Raw genomic sequence first — 18,693 nt, forward strand, 5'->3', positions numbered from 1 at the left:
GGAATCTCTCTGCGCTGAGGGACGGATGCCTGTCGCAGCGTATCGGGGCCGGACCTCTCGGCCCGGCCCCGGCTCGCTGTCTTGCCTAGTACTGACGGTCGGGCAGCGCCTCGATGGCCTGCTCCTGGGTGAAGGTGGTCTCCTCCGTGATGATGCGCTTCTCGACCTCTTCGCCTGCGACGACCTTCTTCACGATGTCGACGAGCTGCTTGCCGAGCAACGGCGAGCATTCGACGATGAAGTTGATCTTGCCATCGGCGAGGGCCTGCATGCCGTCCTTGACCGCGTCGATCGTGATGATGGTGATGTCCTCACCTGGCACGAGTCCCGCTGCCTCGATCGCCTCGATCGCGCCGAGGCCCATGTCGTCGTTGTGTGCGTAGATCACGTTGACGTCCGGGTTCGATTTCAGCAGCGCCTCGGTGACCTGCTTTCCGCCTGCGCGGGTGAAGTCACCGGTCTGCGACGCGACGACCTCGAACTTCTCGTCCGCCTTGATGACATCGGCGAAGCCCTCGGCGCGGTCGAGCGCCGGTGCAGCACCTGTGGTTCCCTCGAGCTGGATGATCTTCACCGGGTCGGTCGAGTCCTTGTACTGCTCGACCAGCCACTCACCGGCCTTCTTGCCTTCCTCGATGAAGTCCGAGCCGAGGAAGCTCACGTAGAGCGAGTCGTCCTTGCTGTCGACGGCGCGGTCGGTCAGCACCACGGGGATGCCGGCGTCCTTGGCCTCGTTGAGAACGGCGTCCCATCCGGTCTCGACGACCGGCGAGAAGGCGATGACGTCGACCTGCTGCTGGATGTACGACCGGATCGCCTTGATCTGGTTCTCCTGCTTCTGCTGGGCGTCGGAGAACTTCAGCGGGATGCCTGCTTCTTCGAAAGCGGACTGGATGTCTGCGGTGTTGGCCGTGCGCCATCCGCTCTCCGCTCCGACCTGGGCGAACCCGACGGTGATGTCGGCCGGGTCCTTGGGCCCTTCCCCCGCGTCACCGCCCCCGCCCCCCTGGGCGCAACCGGTGAGTGTCAGGAGCAGCGCGCCGATCGCGACCGCTGCTCCGAGTGTCTTTTTCACAACCAAACCTCCTTGTTCGGCCGGCGACGACGGGATTCGCACTGCTGTGTCGTGGTGCCGGTCGGCCAGTCCATTCTGGCCGTGCCTCGAATGTTAGCGCTCACAAAATGACGAGCACAAGAGTCTTATGGAATATTTCGCGATCAATTGTGAGCGATCACAAACGGCACAAGAAGAGGGGCGGATGCCCGATGGCACCCGCCCCTCTCGTCGATGTTCCCTAGAAGCCCTGCGCCAGGCGGTAGTACGCGTTGTTCCAGCGGACCTCCCGAGCGAAGCCGTCGAGCGTGGTGTCGTTGTCGATGACGAGCAGCTCGGTCTTCGCGATCTCGGCGAAGTCACGGAACACGTCGACGCCCACCGCGGTCGACATGACCGTGTGGTGCGCGGCACCCGCGGTCAGCCAGGCTGCTGCCGACGTGGCGAACGACGGCTGAGGCTTCCACACCGCGCGGCCGACGGGAAGCTTCGGCAGTGCTTCCGCCGGCTCGATCACGTCGACGACGTTCGCGACGAGACGGAACCGGTCACGCATGTCACTCATGGCGACGACGACGGCTGGGCCGGGGTCTGCGTTGAAGACCAGGCGCACGGGGTCGTCCTTGCCTCCGATGCCGAGCGGGTGGATCTCGAGTGTCGGCTTCGCCGACGAGAGACCAGGGCTGACCTCGAGCATGTGGGCGCCGAGGATCTGTTCCTCCCCTGGGACGAGGTGGTAGGTGTAGTCCTCCATGAGTGAGGCGCCTCCTGGCAGGCCTGCGCCCATGACGGACGCCGCGCGCACGAGGATCGCGGTCTTCCAGTCTCCCTCGGCACCGAAGCCGTATCCCTCGGCCATGAGGCGCTGCACGGCGAGGCCCGGGAGCTGCTTGAGAGCACCGAGGTCTTCGAACGAGGTCGTGAACGCGCCGAAGCCGCCCTCCTCGAGGAACGAGCGCAGGCCGATCTCGATCGCTGCTCCGTCGCGGAGCGAGGAGTGGCGGTCGCCACCCTTGCGGAGCTCGGGGACGACGTCGTAGAGCTCTTCGTACTCGGCGACGAGGGCGTCGATGTCGCTCTCGGAAGCCGCGGCAACGGCATCCGCCAGTTCGTTCACTCCCCAGGTGTTGACCTGGACGCCGAACCGCAGCTCTGCCTCGGTCTTGTCGCCCTCGGTGACGGCCACGTAACGCATGTTGTCGCCGAAACGCGCGAGCTTGAGCTCGTGGGTGGCTGCCCACCCGGCGGCGGCGCGCATCCACGTGCCGACCTGCGCGGTGACGGCCGGGTTGGAGACGTGGCCGACGACCGTCTTGCGCGAGACGCCGAGACGGGTCTGGATGTAGCCGAACTCCCGGTCGCCGTGCGCGGCCTGGTTGAGGTTCATGAAGTCGAAGTCGATCTCGCCCCACGGCAGCGCCACGTTGGCCTGCGTGTGCAGGTGAAGCAGCGGCTTCTTCAACGCGTCGAGGCCGGCGATCCACATCTTCGCCGGTGAGAACGTGTGCATCCAGGCGATGAGGCCGATGACCTTGTCGTCGGAGTTTGCGTCGAGAGCCGCGCGGCGGATCGATTCGGAGTCCTTGAGCACGGGCTTCCAGACGACCTTCACCGGGACGTCGGATGCGGCCCCGAGCGTCCGCGCGATCTCCTGCGACTGGTCGGCGACCTGCTTGAGTGTTTCTTCGCCGTAGAGGTTCTGGCTTCCGGTGAGGAACCAGACCTCGTAGGCATCGAGCGAGGTGGTGAGTTTAGGCATGTGTGTCTCCTTGGGAATCGGCGAGCGCGCCCTGCGGCGCCTGGCCGTAGACGTTCTGGTAGCGGTCGAACAGCGAATCGATGGCGGGCTGGGGAATCGGCACGGCGTCGCCGAGCTGGCGGGAGATGTGCACGGTGCGGGCGACGTCTTCCACCATCACGGCGGCCTTGACGGCATCCTTCGCATCCTTGCCGATGGTGAACGGGCCGTGGTTGGCCATGAGGACGGCGCGGCTTCGGTGGCCGGTGAGCGTCTCGACGATGCCGCGACCGATCGAGTCGTCTCCGATGATGGCGAACGGACCGACGGGGATCTCGTCGCCGAATTCGTCGGCCATGGCCGTGATCACGCACGGGATCGGCTCGTTGCGCGCCGCCCACGCCACCGCGTAGGTGGAGTGGGTGTGCACGACACCGCCGACCTCTGGCATGTGGCGGTAGACGTAAGCGTGCGCTGCCGTGTCACTCGACGGCGACCGCTCGGAGCCGGGGGTTCCGGGGATGACGGCGCCGTCGAGGTCGCAGAGGATCATGTTCTCGGGTGCCAGGTCGTCGTAGCTCACGCCTGACGGCTTGATCACGAACAGGTCGGCGCCCGGCACTCGGCCGGAGACGTTCCCGCCGGTCCAGACGACGAGGCCGTAGCGCACGAGTTCGCCGTGCAGGCGGGAGACGTCTGCCCGGACCCGGGCGATGGCGACTTCGATCTCAGGGGAATAGGTGCTCACGTGAGCCTCTCTCTTTTCGGTCAATTCTAACGTTGTAAGTCGGTGCGGATGCTGAGTTCGGCCAGGCCACGGGCGGTGGCATCGTCGCCCGTGAGTTCGGCGGCGAGGCGGGTGCCCCTCTGAACGACGAAGCGATCGCATACGCCGACGAGCTGGGTGGCGTCCCCGGCCTCGAGCACAACGGCCGCCCCTGCTTCTGCGATGGCTTCGATGAGGTCGCGCCTGGCCTCGCGCTCCGCAGGCGAGAGTCCGGAGAACGGCTCGGTGAGGAGCGCGACACGTGGCGGCGTAACGGCCCATCCGGCGAGCACGTCGTCCATGTCCTTCGTGGACGGCCGCGACCGGGCGCCGGGGATGGCGTCGATGAGCATCGACGGGGCACGCCGGGGAACATAATCCCGCCTGGAGTCGATGATCCCCATCTTCGCCAGCCGCGCCAGGGACTCCCCTGAGACGCTTGTCGGGATGCCACCGATCAGGCCGACGTCGTATGCGGGCGGGTACTCCGAGATGAACAGTACGCGTGCGGCGATTGCGCGCTCGACGGAGGAGAGGTCGACCGGTTCGCCGTCGAGCAGGACGGTGCCGTCGACCCGACCGCCTGAGGATGATCCGAAGACGCCGAGGACAAGATCCTGCGCGCCGGCGAGGCCGACGATCTCGCCCGCACGTACCGACAGGGAGGCGTCCTCCACGACCGGCCGGTTCCGATGGACCGGATGCGACACCGAGATGTCCCGGAGCTCGAGAACGACAGGCCCGAACACGCGGGCGGGCCTGGCCGGCCGCTCGTCGTCGCCGACGAGAAGGTCCATCAGCCTGGCGCTGTCCGTCGGGCTCGTCGTGCCGACGACCGTGCCGTTCCGGATGACGCTCACGGCGTCGAGAGGACGCGGAGACCGTCTCAGCTCTGCGATCCCCTGCACGGCGACGACGACCGGAGTCACGTCTGCCGCCCGGGCGAGCGCCGCGTACCAGCGCCGGGATTCGTCGGCGCTGAACACCAGGGACCGGTCATCGACGATGACCAGCTCCGGAGTCTTGGCCAGGGCCCGTGCCAGTTCGACGATCCGGCGGTCGACCATGTCGAGGTCGAGGATCGGTGTCGACGGCTTCACGGCTAGTCCGACTATGCCGAGCAGTTCGGTTGCGCGTCGGTCGAGATCCCGCTTCCTGGGGAAGAAGCCGCTGCCCCCTTCGGCGCCGAGCAGGACGTTGTAGCCGACGGACTGCAGCGGGATGATGAGCGATTCGGCTCCGAGAACCGGCACTCCGTCTGACGCGGGCACGCCGCCGAGCACGGCGATCAGCCGCGCGCCGTCCGGCACCGCGCCGAGGAGGGGCATCCGCTTCTCTTTCATGGAGGATCGCCCGGGTCGCCGGCAGAGCGCCTGCGACCCGGGCGGGTGCGTTACTTGCCGCCCGAGCGACGCTTGTTGTAGACGTCGAAGGCGACCGCGAGCAAAAGCACGAGGCCCTTGACGGCCTGCTGCCACTCGATGCCGAGGCCCAGGATCGACATACCGTTGTTCAGGACACCGATGATCAGACCACCGATGATCGCGCCGCCGATGGTTCCGACGCCACCCTGCACGGCCGCTCCACCGATGAATGCGGCCGAAATGGCCTCGAGTTCGAAACCGTCTCCGGCCTTCGGACCTGCAAGGTTGAGGCGGGCGGTGAAGATGAGACCGGCGAGGGCAGCGAGCACGCCCATGTTCACGAACAGGAGGAAGTCGGTCTTGCGGGTCTTGATGCCCGACAGCTCTGCGGCGTGACGGTTGCCACCGATTGCATAGACGTGGCGGCCGAAGACGCTGCGGTTCATGATGATGCCGTAGATGAGCACGAGGACGGCCAGCACGATGAGCGTGATGGGGATGCCCTTGTAGCTGGCAAGCGCGTAGGCGAAGAAACCGATCGCGACGGTGATGAGAACGAGCTTGGCGACGAACCAGACGATCGGCTCGACCTCCTGGCCGTACTTCTGGCGGGCGCTGCGGGTGCGGAACTGACCGATGATGAGGGCGACGACGGCGACGGCAGCGACGATGAGCGTGAGCGGGTCGAGTTCGAGGTCACCGAAGACGTTGCTGAGGAAGCCGTTTCCGAGTGCGCGGTACTCGGCCGGGAACGAACCGATGTTGGCGTTGCCGAGGACCACGAGGGCGAGCCCGCGGAAGATGAGCATGCCTGCCAGCGTCACGATGAACGCTGGAATCCCGACATACGCGACCCAGAAGCCCTGCCAGACACCGACGAGCGCACCGATTCCGAGCGACAGGATGATCGAGAGCCACCACGGAAGACCCCACGAGACGGCGAACACACCCGAGCAGGCGCCGACGAATGCGGCGACCGAACCGACCGAGAGGTCGATGTGGCCGGCGATGATGATCATCACCATGCCGATGGCCAGGACGAGGATGTACCCGTTCTGCACGATGAGGTTCGAGATGTTCTGCGGGCGCAGCAGGATGCCGTCTGTGACGATGGCGAAGAACAGCACGACCGCCAGCAGGGCGAGGAAGATACCGTTCTTGCCGAGGTCGGAGACCAGGTGGCTGAGCCAGCTGGTGAACTTGTTCTCGGTGGGGTGGATTCCGCCGCCTGCAGCGGTTTCTTCGGTCACCGGGGTCTGGGTGTTTGACATGTCGAGGTTCTCCTTGGTGGTGCCGGGCGCGCTAGCGCGGCTTTTCCATGGTCATGAGCTTGAGAAGGGATTCCGGGTTGGCTTCCTCGATCGGAAGCTGGCCGGTGATGCGTCCCTCACTGAGGGCGTAGATGCGGTCGCAGATGCCGAGGAGCTCGGGAAGTTCGCTGGAGATGACGATGATCCCCTTGCCTTCGGCGGCGAGGGCGTTGATGATCGCGTAGATCTCGTACTTGGCGCCGACGTCGATGCCGCGGGTCGGCTCGTCGAGGATGAGCACCTCAGGGTCGGAGTAGATCCACTTCGACAGCACGACCTTCTGCTGGTTGCCGCCTGACAGCTTGCCCGTCTTGGCCAGCACGTTCGGCGCCTTGATGTTCATGCTCTTGCGATAGCCGTCGGCGACCTTGTATTCCTCGTTGTCGTTCACGAGTCCGTTGTTGGAGAGCTTGTCGAGCGAGGCGAGGGCGATGTTGCGCTTGATGTCCTCGAGCAGGTTGAGTCCGTAGTGCTTACGGTCCTCAGTGGCGTAGGCCAGGCCGTTCTTGATCGCCTCGGAGACGGTGCGCGTCTTGATCTCGATGCCGTGCTTGAACACCTTGCCCGAGATACGCGTGCCGTAGGTGTGTCCGAACAGGCTCATGGCGAACTCGGTACGTCCGGCGCCCATCAGGCCGGCGATGCCGACGATCTCACCGGCGCGCACGTTGAGGCTGACGTTGTCGACCATGACACGGGTGGGGTCCTGCGGGTGGTGGGCGGTCCAGTCCTCGACACGCAGGATCTCGGCGCCGATGTTCGGCGTGTGATCCGGGTAGCGGTGTTCGAGGTCGCGACCGACCATGTCCTTGATGATGCGCTCTTCCGTGACATCCGTCTTCTGGATGGTCTCGATCGTCTTGCCGTCGCGGATCACGGTGACCGTGTCTGCGACCTTCTTGATCTCGTTGAGCTTGTGGCTGATGATGATCGACGTGATGCCCTGCTCCTTGAGGTGCAGGATCAGGTCGAGCAGGTGGTCGGAGTCCTCGTCGTTGAGGGCAGCGGTCGGCTCATCGAGGATGAGCAGTTTGACCCGCTTCGACAGCGCCTTGGCGATCTCGACGAGCTGCTGCTTGCCGACACCGATGTCGAGGATCTTTGTGGTCGGGTTTTCCTTCAGGCCGACCCGGGCCAGCAGCTTCGCCGCCTCGTGGTTGGTCTTGTTCCAGTCGATGAGACCGAGCGCGCCGGTCTGTTCGTTGTTGAGGAAGATGTTCTCGGCGATCGAGAGGTAGGGGCTCAGCGCGAGCTCCTGGTGGATGATGACGATGCCCTTGGCTTCCGAGTCCCGGATGTCCTTGAACTCGACGGTCTCGTCTTCGAAGACGATGTCGCCCGTGTACGTGCCGTGCGGGTAGACACCCGAGAGCACCTTCATGAGCGTCGACTTGCCTGCCCCGTTCTCACCGCAGATGGCGTGGACAGTGCCCCGCTCAACGTCGAGTGTGACGTCCGACAGTGCCTTGACACCGGGGAACGTCTTGGTGATGCTGCGCATCTCGAGGATGTTTGTGGTCACTTTCGCACCTTCTCCATACCGAAAACCTGCTTCATTGCTGGCTGTACGCCGGTGGAGGAGAATCTACTCCCCCACCGGCGTGCAGCAGTGAACCGGTGTTAGCCGATTTCTTCTTCGGTCCAGTAGCCGGACTCGACCAGGACTTCGTTGATGTTGTCCTTGACGACGATCTGCGACTCGAGGAGGAAGGACGGGACGACGAACTTGCCGTTGTCGTAGTCCTCGGTGTTGTTCACCTCGGGCTCCTCATCGTTCAGAACGGCAACCGTCATCTCGACCGCGGCCGTTGCCAGCTTGCGGGTGTCCTTGAAGATGGTTGCGAACTGCTCGCCGGAGTTGATGGCCTTGACCGAGTCGAGCTCAGCGTCCTGACCCGAGATGATGGGCCATTCGTCACCGACCGTGTAACCTGCGTCGGTCAGAGCCGAGATGATGCCTCGGGAGATGCCGTCGTACGGCGAGAGAACGCCGTTGACCTTGGTGCCGTCCGAGTAGCTCGACGTGAGGATGTTCTCCATGCGCTTCTGGGCGGTTTCGCCGTCCCAGCGGAGCGTGGCAGCCTGCTCGAAGCTCGTCTGGCCGCTCTTGACGACCAGCGTGCCTGCATCGATGAACGGCTTCAGGGTGTCCTGAGCGCCGTTCCAGAAGAAGGTTGCGTTGTTGTCGTCGGGTGAGCCGGCGAACATCTCGATGTTGAACGGACCTTCGGGAGCGCCGTCAACCGGTGCACCTTCGAGGTCGACGAGGCCGAGGCCGTTGAGCACCGAGTTGGCCTGCTGGACGCCGACCTTGTAGTTGTCGAACGACGCGTAGTAGCTGACGTTCTCGGTGTCGCGGATGAGGCGGTCGTATGCGATGACGGGGATCTCGGCGTCAGCGGCGTCCTGGAGGACCTGCGTCAGCGTCGTGCCGTCGATCGAAGCGATGATCAGGGCTTCTGCGCCCTTGGTGATCATGTTCTCGATCTGCGAGACCTGGGTGGGGATGTCGTCTTCTGCGTACTGCAGGTCGACCTTGAAGCCCTCGGCTTCGAGCTGCTCCTTGACGGCGTTGCCGTCCTGGATCCAGCGCTCGCTCGACTTGGTGGGCATGGCGACACCGACGAGGGCGCCTCCGCCCGCTCCGTCGCCTTCGCCTGAGCCGCCCTGCGAGCACGCTGCGAGCGACACGACCATTGCGCCTGCCGCGAGTGTCGCGATGAGAATCTTCTTCACTGTGTTTTACCTCTCTGTAATCGGTGCCATGGACGTCTTTGTCGCCTGAAATCTCAGACAGGGGGTGGTGTTCCGCGTGAGCAGGCTGCGTCCATGAATGCCGTGCTCGATCCGGCTGCCGAAGCAGGACGGGAATGCGGGTAACCGCGAAAAGGTGTGGGGACTCCTTCGTCACTGTCGTTTCCGACCTTGCAATGTGACCGTTCACATTGTTGTCACATGTTACTCAGAAAACCAACTCCTCTGTCAAGTCGGAATGTCTCAGTTTGGTAACCCCGCCAGGGGAGCCGTTCCGGGGCGGTCAGAACGAGGGCGGGCCCGTCGACGAGCGCACGATGAGCTCGGGCTGGATCCGCGCGGCGTACTCGCCGGCGGCGTCCCCCATCGTCCCGAGGAGCTGGGCGACGCACCGCCTGCCGAGTTCGGTGAAGTCCTGGCGCACCGTCGTGAGCGGCGGCCAGAAATGTGCGGCCTCGGGGATGTCGTCGAAACCGACGATGGAGACATCGTGCGGAACGTCCTGGCCCGCGTCCCTGATGGCGTGGATGAGACCGAGCGCCATCTGGTCGTTCGACGAGAAGATCGCCGTGAAGTCCCTCACCCTCATCAGCTCCCTGCCGGCGTAGTAGCCGAACTCCGCAGACCAGTCCCCGAGGATCGGGGCGGTCGTCGGAACATCCTGCGCGTTCATCTCCTCGAGGAATCCGCGCATCCGCGCTTCAGCCTCGATCCAGTCCTGTGGGCCTGCGAGGTGGTAGATGCTGCGGTGACCGAGTTCGATGAGGTGCCGGGTGGCGAGGCGCGCGCCCGCGACCTGGTCGACGGCGATGACATGGTCGTCACTGCCTTCGCTCGTGTTCATCGTGACGAACGGCACACGAAGGTCGAGGTTGGAGATCGCGCGGAACACCCGGACCTGCGGCGCGATGATGACAAGGCCTTCGATCGCCTGGGCGTTGAGATGATCGAGCGCCGTGATGATCGAGTCTTCGTCCGTGGCGGTGATGTTCGCCGTCGACACCATGTAGCCGGCGTCCTGTGCGGCGCTCTCGATGCTCTGGATGATGCTCGACGGACCGTAGTGGGCACGCTGGGAGGCCAGCACGCCGAGGGTACGCGACCGGCTCGTGACGAGGGCCCTGGCGGCACGGTTGGGTCGGTACTGCAACTCGTTCATCACGTCGAGGACGCGCTGCCTGGTCGAGTCCCGGATGCTCGGGTGGTCGTTGAGCACGCGCGAAACGGTCTGGTGACTCACTCCGGCGAGACGCGCGACGTCGCGGATGTTCGGGGCTTTGCCCTTGTCGACGCTGTCTGTCACCGAAACACCCTTGAATCCATGTGCACGGTCACATCCGCGCGATTACGTCAATTATGCACGTCCGGGCGAGGAACTCCACCTCACGGAAGTGGCGTCAGGGGCGGATGTGACGGCTATGTGACAAGATCGGCGCGGTGTCACACGGCTGTCACATCTGGCTGACTGGCGCACAGCTCCGCCGCGGAACGGGCGCACGGGCCGCACTTCCCGCCGACAGGGTCGAGCCCTGCGCGCGACACGGCGGAGTTATGCTCGTGTGTCGCCGGTGACGCGCTGTCCGGTGCCGACCCGCGAACCGACGGCGACAGCCGCGCAACCGATCGCCGCGGCGAGGGCGAAGCATCCGGTGAACGACCATGCTCCGCCCATCCCGGCGAGGGCCGTGAAGACGATGCCGGTGGATGCCAGTGCGAGCGCTCCGCCGAGCGAATCCGAGATCGACAGGGCGGAACTGTTGAAGCCCTGGTCCCGTTCGGTCGAGTACGCGAGGGTCAGCACGCTGAGCCGCGGGTACATGAGCCCCATCCCGGCTCCGCCGAGCAGCCAACCCGCGATGATGACCACCGGGGAAAGACCGGCAGCCGAGGTGAGAACCGCGATGAGGATCGAGGCGAGCACGAGCAGAGACCCGATCCACATCGCACGCACGTGCGTCAGCGCATCACCGAGCCTGCCCTGGAGCCACGACGCCGACGCCCAGGTCAGTGCGGCACCGGTGAGGGCAAGACCGGCGAAGGCGGGTGAGAAGTCGTACTGCTCGGTGAGCAAATAGGGGATGTAGACCTCGGCGCCGAAGAATGCTGCAGCGATGAGACCGCGGACGAGGATCACCGTCGGCAGTCCACGTGCGGCCCTGAGCGTGCCGGTCGGGACAAGGGGTTTCACGGCGAGGAGCGCGATTCCGATGGCCAGGACCGCGACGATGCCGACGAACGCGCCGTCGAGCTGGGCGGAGAGGTTCAAGCCCAGAACGGCCGTCGCTGCGAGCAGCGCCCAGGCGATCGGGCCAGCAGCCCACCGCGGACGACCCTCGACACCGAAGTCCGGATCCCCTGTGAGCATCTTCAGTGCAGGCACGACCATGAGCATGGCGACGAGGATGAGTCCGACCACCCCGAGGAAGACCCAGTGCCAGCTCGTCAGTTCGGCGACGACACCGGCGGCGAACGGTCCGATCAGCGACGGGATCACCCAGGCAGCAGCGAAGCCGGCAAAGATCTTCGCGTGGAGCGCCGGTGGGTAGATCCGCGCGACCACGACGTAGAGGGCCACGTTCATGGCTCCCGAGCCGAGGCCCTGCACGAGGCGGCCGACCACGAGCATCCACATGTCCACAGCGGTCCCCGCGATGATGAGCCCGGCGATGAACACGGCGACCGACGTGATCAGGGGAGCGACGGGGCCGTTTCTGTCCGACCAGTTCCCCGCGACGACCATGCCGACGACTCCCGACGCCAGAGGTCCGGCGAAGGCCAGCGCGTACAGTGACGCCCCGTCGAGATCGGCGCTCACGAGCGGCATGATCGTTGTCACAGCCAGCGACTCGAAGGCAGCGAGGAAGACGAGGGCACAGGTGCCGATCGTCACCCACAGGTAGCGTGCCGAGTAGATGCCAGGCGGCTCCTCCTGCCCCGGGCGCGCGGATGCCGCGTCAAGCCTGGCGTTGGAAGTCACGCTCTCGAGCCTAGCCATTTTCCGCGCGTGCAGTCAGCGTCGGGACGAGCGCCCGCCGGAGGCATCCAGGCGGAGTCACGCACCAGGCACCACGACAGCTGTGCGTCCCAACCTGTGCTTCACGAGCGTCACGACGACCGCGGCGAGCCCGAGAGCGAGCGGAACGACGAGGGTCAGTCCGGCGAGCAACAGCAGGCCGGCGACCATCACGGCTGCCACGACGGCCATCCACCATCCGGCTGAGTAGCGCTCGAGCAGCCGGAGTGCGGCGATCATGCCCAGCGCGTACACCGCGACCATCGAGCTCGTGTGGATGAGCACGAAGGCCTCGAGGTTGCCTCCGGTCAGCCACGCGGCCGTCATATAGGCGAGGCCGAGCGCAGCGACGAGGAGCAGGGCGCGGCGGGGCACTCCGCCCTGCTCGGCCCCTGCGCCGAGCCAGCGCGGCAGGTCGCCGTCACGGCCGAGGGAGGCTCCGAGCTTCGCGAACGCGCCGGCGTACGCGTTCATCACCCCGAGTGCGACGATCACCGCGATCACCGTTACGCCGATCCGACCGGCGCCGGGCACTGCAGTGTCGACGAGGTCGATGAGCGGGACGGTCGACGTGGCAGCCCGCCCACCGAGGACTGAGACGGTCACGTACTGCAGGGCGAGGTAGGCGGCGCCGACGACGGCGATGGCGATCGCCGTCGCCCATGGGATGGTCCGGCGCGGATGCCTGAACTCCCCGGCGATGTGCGTGACGGCTTCCCAGCCGGCGAACGCCCAGACGAACAGGCTGATGGCGAGGCCGACCCCTCCCCAGCCGTTCGGGAGGAACGGCTGCCAGTTGGCGGCATCCGACTGGGGAAGCGACAGGGCGACTGCGCCGACCACCAGCAGCACGAGGGCTGCGGTGAGCACGAGTTGGACGGGACCGGCGAGACGCAGGCCGACCGCGTTGAACAGGAGCGGCGGAATGAGGATGGCGGGCGCGATGAGGTAGACCGCGCTCCGGTCGAGTCCGGCGGACGCGACGATGTACTCGGCGGCGAGCAGCCCGATGACGGGCATGCCGACGCTCACCCCGAAGAAGAACCAGTACCCGGTCGCCCTCGCTGCCGTCGGTCCGAGCGCGAGCCTCACGTATGTGGCGACTCCGCCGGAATCCGGATGCCGGGCCGCGAGCGCCGCGAACGTCCCGGCGAGCGGCACCGAGAGTACGAGCACGGCAAGGACGGCGACGATCGAGGCGGGGCCGGCAGCGCGCGCGGCCAGCGCGGGCAGCAGCAGGATCCCCGTGCCGAGCACGGCGGCGGTGTACATCGCGCTGCCGAGGACCAGCCCGATCGAACCGCCGGCAGGCGCCTCATCCTGGGCGGCCGGTGTCGCGGTACGTGGAGCGGTCATCCCTCAATCGTGCCGGGAGACGGGATGCCGCGCGATGGCGGAAATGACATACTTCCACGCATTTCCGCCATCCGGGCGAGCGCCGACTCAGATCGGGGAGCCCCCGGAGACGACGATCGTTGCCCCGCTCGTGTAGCTGGCGTCCGCACTCGCCAGGTAGACGTACGCCCCGGCAATCTCCGCAGGCTGGCCCGGCCGTCCGTACGGGGTGCCACTGCCGAAATCGGTCAGGCTCTCAGCGTCCGACGAGTCGGGCTGCAGGTTCGTCCAGAACGGCCCGGGGGCAACAGAATTGACCCGGATTCCGCGTGGGGCGAGCTGCTGGGCGAGAGCCTTGGTGAACGTGACGATCGCGCCCTTGGTCGCCGCATAGTCGAGCTTGTCAGCGGAGGGCTGATTCGCCTGGACGCTGCTCGTGGTGATGATGCTTCCACCAGCGGGGAGATGTTCCAGCGCGGCCCTCGTGAGCCAGTAGAGCGAGTAGACATTCGTGCGGAAGGTGAGGTCGATCTGCTCGGTCTCCAGGTCGAGGATGTCGTCCACGTTGTTCTGGTACCCGGCGACCATCACGAGGATGTCGAGGCCACCGAGGGTGGCCGCGGCCTTCCCGACGGCATCCACGCATTCCGCCTCCTGGGAGATGTCGACCTTGAGCATCCCCCCGGTGACGCCACTCTTCTCGATGACGTCGAGCGCCTCGGTCGCGCCTTCCTCATCGCTGTGGAAGGTGAAGACGACGTCAGCACCTTCCCGGGCGAAGGCGATCGCTGTCGCGCGGCCCAGGCCCGAGTTGCCGCCGGTGATGAAGGCACGGCGACCGGCGAGCCTGCCGGTGCCTCGGTAGGTCTCCTCACCGTGGTCCGGGCTCGGCGACATCACCGGTTCGTCTCCGGAGTCGTCGACGGTGAACGGTGGGCGGGGGTACTGGTCGAGTGGATTGGGAATGCTCATTCCCCCAGTACAGCGCCACGATCGTCCGGCTGTCCACGGTCTCCCGGGCGTGGACTCCCTCCGGTATCCTGCCCCCGTTGACGACGCGGGAACGGCTCCGGGTTGTCGACGTCAGCGCTTCTTGAGCGCTTTCCCGACGGCGCGATCGACATCGGCGAGCAGGTCATCGATCGACTCGAGACCAACCGAGAGGCGGATGATGTTCGCGGGCACGGCGAGATCGGTGCCCGCGACCGAGGCGTGCGTCATCTCGGCCGGGTAGTTGACGAGCGACTCGATGCCGCCGAGTGACTCGGCGAGCTGGAACAACCGGGTCGACTCGGCGAAGCGGCGCGCGACCCGCTCTCCGCCGGCGAACGCGAGTGAGAGCATCCCGCCGAACCGGGACATCTGCTTCGCAGCGAGTGCGTGACCGGGGTGGGACTCGAGGCCGGGGTAGTAGACCGTGTCGATGGCGCTGTGCTCCGCGAAGTACTCGGCGATGGCCTGGGCGTTCTCGCTGTGGCGCTGCATGCGCACGTCGAGCGTCTTCACTCCCCTGCTGGTGAGGTAGGCCTCCATCGGGGCGGCGACCGCGCCGGCCGCGAACTGCATGAATCTGACCTTCTCGTGCATCTCGTCGTCGTTGAGTACGAGGGCGCCTCCGATGACGTCCGAATGTCCGCCGATGTACTTCGTGGTGGAGTGCACGACCACGTCGGCGCCGAAGGTCAGCGGCTGCTGCAACGCGGGCGACGCGAAGGTGTTGTCGACGACCACGACAAGGCCGGCTGAATGGCCGACCTCGGCCAGTTCGGCGATGTCGGTGATCTTCATCAGCGGATTCGACGGGGTCTCGACCCAGAGGACGCGGGTCTCAGGCACGATGGCCGCCTGCACCGAGCGCAGGTTGGACATGTCGACGACGGTGTGAGTGACTCCCCACGCGCCGAAGATGCGGTTGATCAGCCGGTAGGTCCCGCCGTATGCGTCGTTGCCGATGACGATGTGGTCACCGGGCTTGAGGATGCCGCGGAGCAGGGCGTCTTCGGCTGCGAGGCCGGACGCGAAGGAGATGCCGTGCGCCCCGCCCTCGAGCGCCGCGAGCTGCGCTTCGAGTCCGTCACGGGTCGGGTTGCCCCCGCGGCCGTACTCGTAGCCGTTGCGGAGCCCGCCGATCTTCGTCTGCACGAACGTCGACGACTGGTAGATCGGTGGGATCACGGCCCCCGTGGTCGGGTCGAAGGCCTGGCCGGCGTGGATCGCGCGCGTGGCGAATCCTGTGTCCTTGGTGCGCATGGAATTCTCTCTTGCTTTCGGGGTGGGGCTATTCGCTGAGGAAGGTCAGCAGGTCCTGCCGGGTGATGACCGCGTGCGGCTTGCCGCCGTGTGTGACCATGAGGGCATCGGATGCCTTGAGTGCCGTGCGAGCCGCCGCAAGCGAGTCACCTGATCCGATGATCGGCAGCGGGGCCTGGTTGACGGTGGCGACGGCATCCGTCAGCTTCGCATCGCCGTTGAAGACGCTGTCCAGCAGCGAACTCTCGGAGATCGCTCCGACGACCTCGCCCATGACGACGGGAGGTTCGGCGCTGAGCACGGGGAGCTGCGAGACGCCGAACTCGGCCATCACGCTGATCGCGTCGTGCACGGTGTCGCTCGGGTGGGCGTGGAGAAGCGCGGGAAGCTCGCCGCCCTTCGCCCGGACGATGTCTCCGACGGTGCGCTGGTCGCTGGAGTCGTCGAGGAAGCCGTATGAGCGCATCCACTTGTCGTTGAAGATCTTGGCGAGGTAGCCGCGGCCGCCGTCTGGCAGGAGAACGACCACGATGTCGTCCTTGCCGAGGCCGCGAGCAGCCTGGAGAGCTGCGACGACGGCCATTCCGCTGGATCCGCCGACGAGCAGTCCCTCCTCGAGGGCCAGTCTGCGGGTCATCGCGAATGACTCGGCATCCGTCACAGCGATGATCTCGTCGACGACGCCCGGGTCATATGCCCCTGGCCACATATCTTCGCCGACGCCTTCGACGAGGTACGGGCGACCGGTGCCTCCGGAGTAGACGGATCCCTCGGGGTCCGCTCCGATGACACGGACGCCACCGTTGGACGCTTCGCGCAGGAAGCGGCCGGTGCCTGTGATCGTGCCGCCGGTGCCGACCCCCGCGACGAAGTGGGTGACCCTGCCGTCGGTGTCGTCCCAGATCTCGGGTCCGGTCGTCTCGAAGTGGCTGAGCGGGCCGTTCTGGTTGAAGTACTGGTTGGGCTTGAACGCACCGGGGATCTCGGCGGCGAGCCGGTCGGAGACGCTGTAGTAGGACTCGGGGTGGTCGGGAGCGACGGATGTCGGCGTGACGACGACCTCGGCACCATATGCGGTGAGGACCTGGCGCTTCTCCTCGCCGACCTTGTCGGGGACGACGAAGACACAGTGGTACCCGCGCTGCTGGGCGACGATGGCCAGGCCGACTCCGGTGTTACCGCTCGTCGGTTCGACGATGGTGCCGCCCGGCTTCAACTGTCCGGCTGCCTCGGCGGCGTCGATGATCCGCGTCGCGATGCGGTCCTTGACGCTTCCGCCTGGGTTGAAGTATTCGACCTTCGCGAGAACCGTCGCGCTGATGCCATCGGTCACTCGGTTGAGCCGGATCAGCGGGGTGTTCCCCACGAGGTCGACGATGCTCTCTGCGTACTTCACGTTCGTCCGTTCGGTGGTGTGTGTTCGTCGGGCGCACTGCCGTGTTTCGACGGGCCCGGTGCCGGCTCGTGGCCGTGCCTTCCGAGCCTAGCCGCTGGCATCCGTCTGTTACAGGCGACGGTCGGTCCGGGCTGGCGACGTCATACACGCCGACGTTCACCGCAGGCTCCCAGACAACCGTGACGGGGGCCCATAAACTGGAAGGACTCCGGCATATGCGCGCGCATAGAGGTTCTGCCGTGAGCATCCCCAGAGACGAGAGGCCTCCGTGACCCCCCGAAGCGATTCCCCCGGCACCAAGAGCGGCAACCCCGCCAGGCAGTTGACCATCAAGGAGCAGCGCGCTGAGCAGCGTGCCGCCAAGGTGGAGTCGTACAAGAAGGAGCAGGCGAAGAAGGCCCGCAACAAGCGGATCGGCATCATCTCGGCCGTCGTCGGCGGTCTCGCCATCGTTGCGCTCGTCGTGACGAGTGTCGTTCTGACCATGCCGAAGAACGCCACATACTCCGCAGGAGGTTCGGGTGCCGAGATCGAGGGCGTCGAGACCTTCGAGAACACCAACAACCACGTCGAGGGAACCGTCAACTACGCGCAGACCCCGCCCGCCGGTGGCGACCACGCGCAGGCCTGGCTGAACTGTGGCATCTACACCGAGCCGCAGACCAACGAGAACGCCGTCCACTCGCTCGAGCACGGTGCGATCTGGGTCACATACGACCCGTCCATCTCCGACGAGGAACTCGACACCCTCAAGTCGAAGCTGCCGTCCACGTACGTGATCCTCTCGCCGTTCGAGGACCTCCCCTCCCCCATCGTGCTCTCCGGTTGGGACGCCCAGCTGCAGATCGACGAGGCCTCTGACGAGCGCATCGGCGAGTTCTTCGAGGAGTTCTGGCAGAGCGAGGACGTTCCGGAGCCCGGCGCTCTCTGCACCGGCGCCATCGACGGACCGGGCAAGGCGTAACGTGACGGCCGGTTTCGAGACGGATGCCGGAGCATCCGACGAAGCAACGGCCGACGGTTCCCGACGCCGCTCCCCTGTCGCCCTGATCCTGCTGGCGATCGTCGCGATCGTCGTCGTGGGTGTCGTGGCGTTCTCGGTGGGACGACTGTCGACGCTGCAGAACCCGACCCCGACCACGGAGAGCGCCGAGGCCGGCTTCTCGCGTGACATGCAGACCCACCACAACCAGGGCGTCGAGCTTTCGTTCATCATCCGCGACCTCACGGACGACGACGAGGTCCGACTGCTGGCGTACGACATCGCGACCACGCAGGGCGCACAGTCCGGCATGATGCGCGGGTGGCTCGCGGCGTGGGGATTGCCGCAGGCCTCGTCTGAACCGTCGATGACGTGGATGACCCGGCCAACGCTCAAGGGCGAGGGGCACGACCACGGCAGCGGAGACGACGCTCATCAGCCGGGTGAGCCGATGCCGGGTCTGGCGACTCCCGAGCAGATCGCCGAGCTGAAGACACTCGAGGGTGTTGCCGCCGAGCGGATGTTCCTCGAACTGATGATCGCCCACCACCAGGGGGCGATCGACATGGCCGAGGCCGTGCTCGACCGCAGCACGAACTCGACGGTGCGCACGTTCGCGACCGGCGTGGTGAAGGCGCAGCAGTCGGAGATCGACCTGATGGAGTCGATGCTCGAGGAGCGCCCCGCCGAATAGGTCGCGAGCGGTTCGGTTCATCCGTCGTATGTGTTGG

At 66.1% G+C, this 18,693-nt stretch carries 15 protein-coding genes; 2 read left to right on the top strand and 13 right to left on the bottom strand.

The annotated features are described in order from the left end of the window. Positions 1 to 85: 85 nt before the first annotated feature. The 13 genes from AC1M0F_RS09600 to AC1M0F_RS09660 all read right to left on the bottom strand — a co-directional run bounded on the left by AC1M0F_RS09600 (position 86) and on the right by AC1M0F_RS09660 (position 16,980). Positions 86 to 1,075, bottom strand: coding sequence for an ABC transporter substrate-binding protein (locus AC1M0F_RS09600; protein WP_480238003.1), 990 nt, complete (start codon positions 1,073 to 1,075; stop codon positions 86 to 88). A gap of 220 nt (positions 1,076 to 1,295) precedes the next feature. Next, positions 1,296 to 2,813 (bottom strand): L-arabinose isomerase, encoded by a 1,518-nt coding sequence (gene araA / locus AC1M0F_RS09605; RefSeq protein ID WP_480238004.1) that lies wholly within the window; start codon positions 2,811 to 2,813, stop codon positions 1,296 to 1,298. Further along, complete coding sequence (locus AC1M0F_RS09610; RefSeq protein WP_480238005.1) at positions 2,806 to 3,540, bottom strand: L-ribulose-5-phosphate 4-epimerase; 735 nt, start codon at positions 3,538 to 3,540, stop codon at positions 2,806 to 2,808. The genes araA and AC1M0F_RS09610 overlap by 8 nt, the downstream gene beginning before the upstream one ends. 26 nt (positions 3,541 to 3,566) lie before the next feature. Next, positions 3,567 to 4,886: a hypothetical protein gene (locus AC1M0F_RS09615; RefSeq protein WP_480238006.1), complete on the bottom strand. Its 1,320-nt coding sequence runs from the start codon at positions 4,884 to 4,886 to the stop codon at positions 3,567 to 3,569. A 65-nt stretch (positions 4,887 to 4,951) separates the two neighbouring features. Next, positions 4,952 to 6,193, bottom strand: coding sequence for a multiple monosaccharide ABC transporter permease (gene mmsB / locus AC1M0F_RS09620; protein WP_480238007.1), 1,242 nt, complete (start codon positions 6,191 to 6,193; stop codon positions 4,952 to 4,954). A 31-nt stretch (positions 6,194 to 6,224) separates the two neighbouring features. Next, the gene (gene mmsA / locus AC1M0F_RS09625; RefSeq protein ID WP_480238008.1) at positions 6,225 to 7,754 is read right to left on the bottom strand and encodes a multiple monosaccharide ABC transporter ATP-binding protein; all 1,530 of its coding nucleotides are present in this window, start codon (positions 7,752 to 7,754) and stop codon (positions 6,225 to 6,227) included. 98 nt (positions 7,755 to 7,852) lie between these two features. Further along, positions 7,853 to 8,929 (bottom strand): multiple monosaccharide ABC transporter substrate-binding protein, encoded by a 1,077-nt coding sequence (chvE, locus tag AC1M0F_RS09630; RefSeq protein ID WP_480238445.1) that lies wholly within the window; start codon positions 8,927 to 8,929, stop codon positions 7,853 to 7,855. A 340-nt stretch (positions 8,930 to 9,269) separates the two neighbouring features. Further along, positions 9,270 to 10,289 carry a LacI family DNA-binding transcriptional regulator gene (locus AC1M0F_RS09635; protein WP_480238009.1) on the bottom strand — a complete coding sequence of 340 codons (1,020 nt, stop codon included), beginning with the start codon at positions 10,287 to 10,289 and terminating at the stop codon, positions 9,270 to 9,272. A gap of 246 nt (positions 10,290 to 10,535) precedes the next feature. Further along, on the bottom strand, positions 10,536 to 11,963 hold the full coding sequence (locus AC1M0F_RS09640; protein WP_480238010.1) for an MFS transporter: 1,428 nt from the start codon (positions 11,961 to 11,963) through the stop codon (positions 10,536 to 10,538). A gap of 75 nt (positions 11,964 to 12,038) precedes the next feature. Further along, the gene (locus AC1M0F_RS09645; RefSeq protein WP_480238011.1) at positions 12,039 to 13,355 is read right to left on the bottom strand and encodes an APC family permease; all 1,317 of its coding nucleotides are present in this window, start codon (positions 13,353 to 13,355) and stop codon (positions 12,039 to 12,041) included. Between the two features lie 87 nt (positions 13,356 to 13,442). After that, on the bottom strand, positions 13,443 to 14,306 hold the full coding sequence (locus tag AC1M0F_RS09650; protein WP_480238012.1) for an SDR family oxidoreductase: 864 nt from the start codon (positions 14,304 to 14,306) through the stop codon (positions 13,443 to 13,445). Between the two features lie 111 nt (positions 14,307 to 14,417). After that, entirely contained in the window at positions 14,418 to 15,584 is a 1,167-nt protein-coding gene (locus tag AC1M0F_RS09655; protein ID WP_480238013.1) for a cystathionine gamma-synthase, read from the bottom strand. 28 nt (positions 15,585 to 15,612) lie between these two features. After that, a complete protein-coding gene (locus AC1M0F_RS09660; RefSeq protein ID WP_480238014.1) occupies positions 15,613 to 16,980 on the bottom strand; it encodes a cystathionine beta-synthase in 1,368 nt (455 codons plus the stop codon). Between the two features lie 268 nt (positions 16,981 to 17,248). Here AC1M0F_RS09660 and AC1M0F_RS09665 point away from each other — a divergent pair, with 268 nt between their 5' ends. Both AC1M0F_RS09665 and AC1M0F_RS09670 read left to right on the top strand, forming a co-directional pair. Beyond that, positions 17,249 to 17,944 (top strand): DUF3105 domain-containing protein, encoded by a 696-nt coding sequence (locus AC1M0F_RS09665; RefSeq protein ID WP_480238015.1) that lies wholly within the window; start codon positions 17,249 to 17,251, stop codon positions 17,942 to 17,944. 1 nt (position 17,945) lies between these two features. Next, positions 17,946 to 18,656: a DUF305 domain-containing protein gene (locus AC1M0F_RS09670; RefSeq protein WP_480238016.1), complete on the top strand. Its 711-nt coding sequence runs from the start codon at positions 17,946 to 17,948 to the stop codon at positions 18,654 to 18,656. Positions 18,657 to 18,693: the final 37 nt, after the last annotated feature.

This window comes from Mycetocola sp. Y719, assembly GCF_056713205.1.

Bases quoted from the DNA above. Each gene is read 5' to 3' on its own strand.
- araA (WP_480238004.1), bottom strand. From the start codon at position 2,813: ATGCCTAAACTCACCACCTCGCTCGATGCCTACGAGGTCTGGTTCCTC.
- AC1M0F_RS09615 (WP_480238006.1), bottom strand. From the start codon at position 4,886: ATGCCCCTCCTCGGCGCGGTGCCGGACGGCGCGCGGCTGATCGCCGTG.
- mmsB (WP_480238007.1), bottom strand. From the start codon at position 6,193: ATGTCAAACACCCAGACCCCGGTGACCGAAGAAACCGCTGCAGGCGGC.
- chvE (WP_480238445.1), bottom strand. From the start codon at position 8,929: ATGGTCGTGTCGCTCGCAGCGTGCTCGCAGGGCGGCTCAGGCGAAGGC.
- AC1M0F_RS09645 (WP_480238011.1), bottom strand. From the start codon at position 13,355: ATGACCGCTCCACGTACCGCGACACCGGCCGCCCAGGATGAGGCGCCT.
- AC1M0F_RS09650 (WP_480238012.1), bottom strand. From the start codon at position 14,306: ATGAGCATTCCCAATCCACTCGACCAGTACCCCCGCCCACCGTTCACC.
- AC1M0F_RS09655 (WP_480238013.1), bottom strand. From the start codon at position 15,584: ATGCGCACCAAGGACACAGGATTCGCCACGCGCGCGATCCACGCCGGC.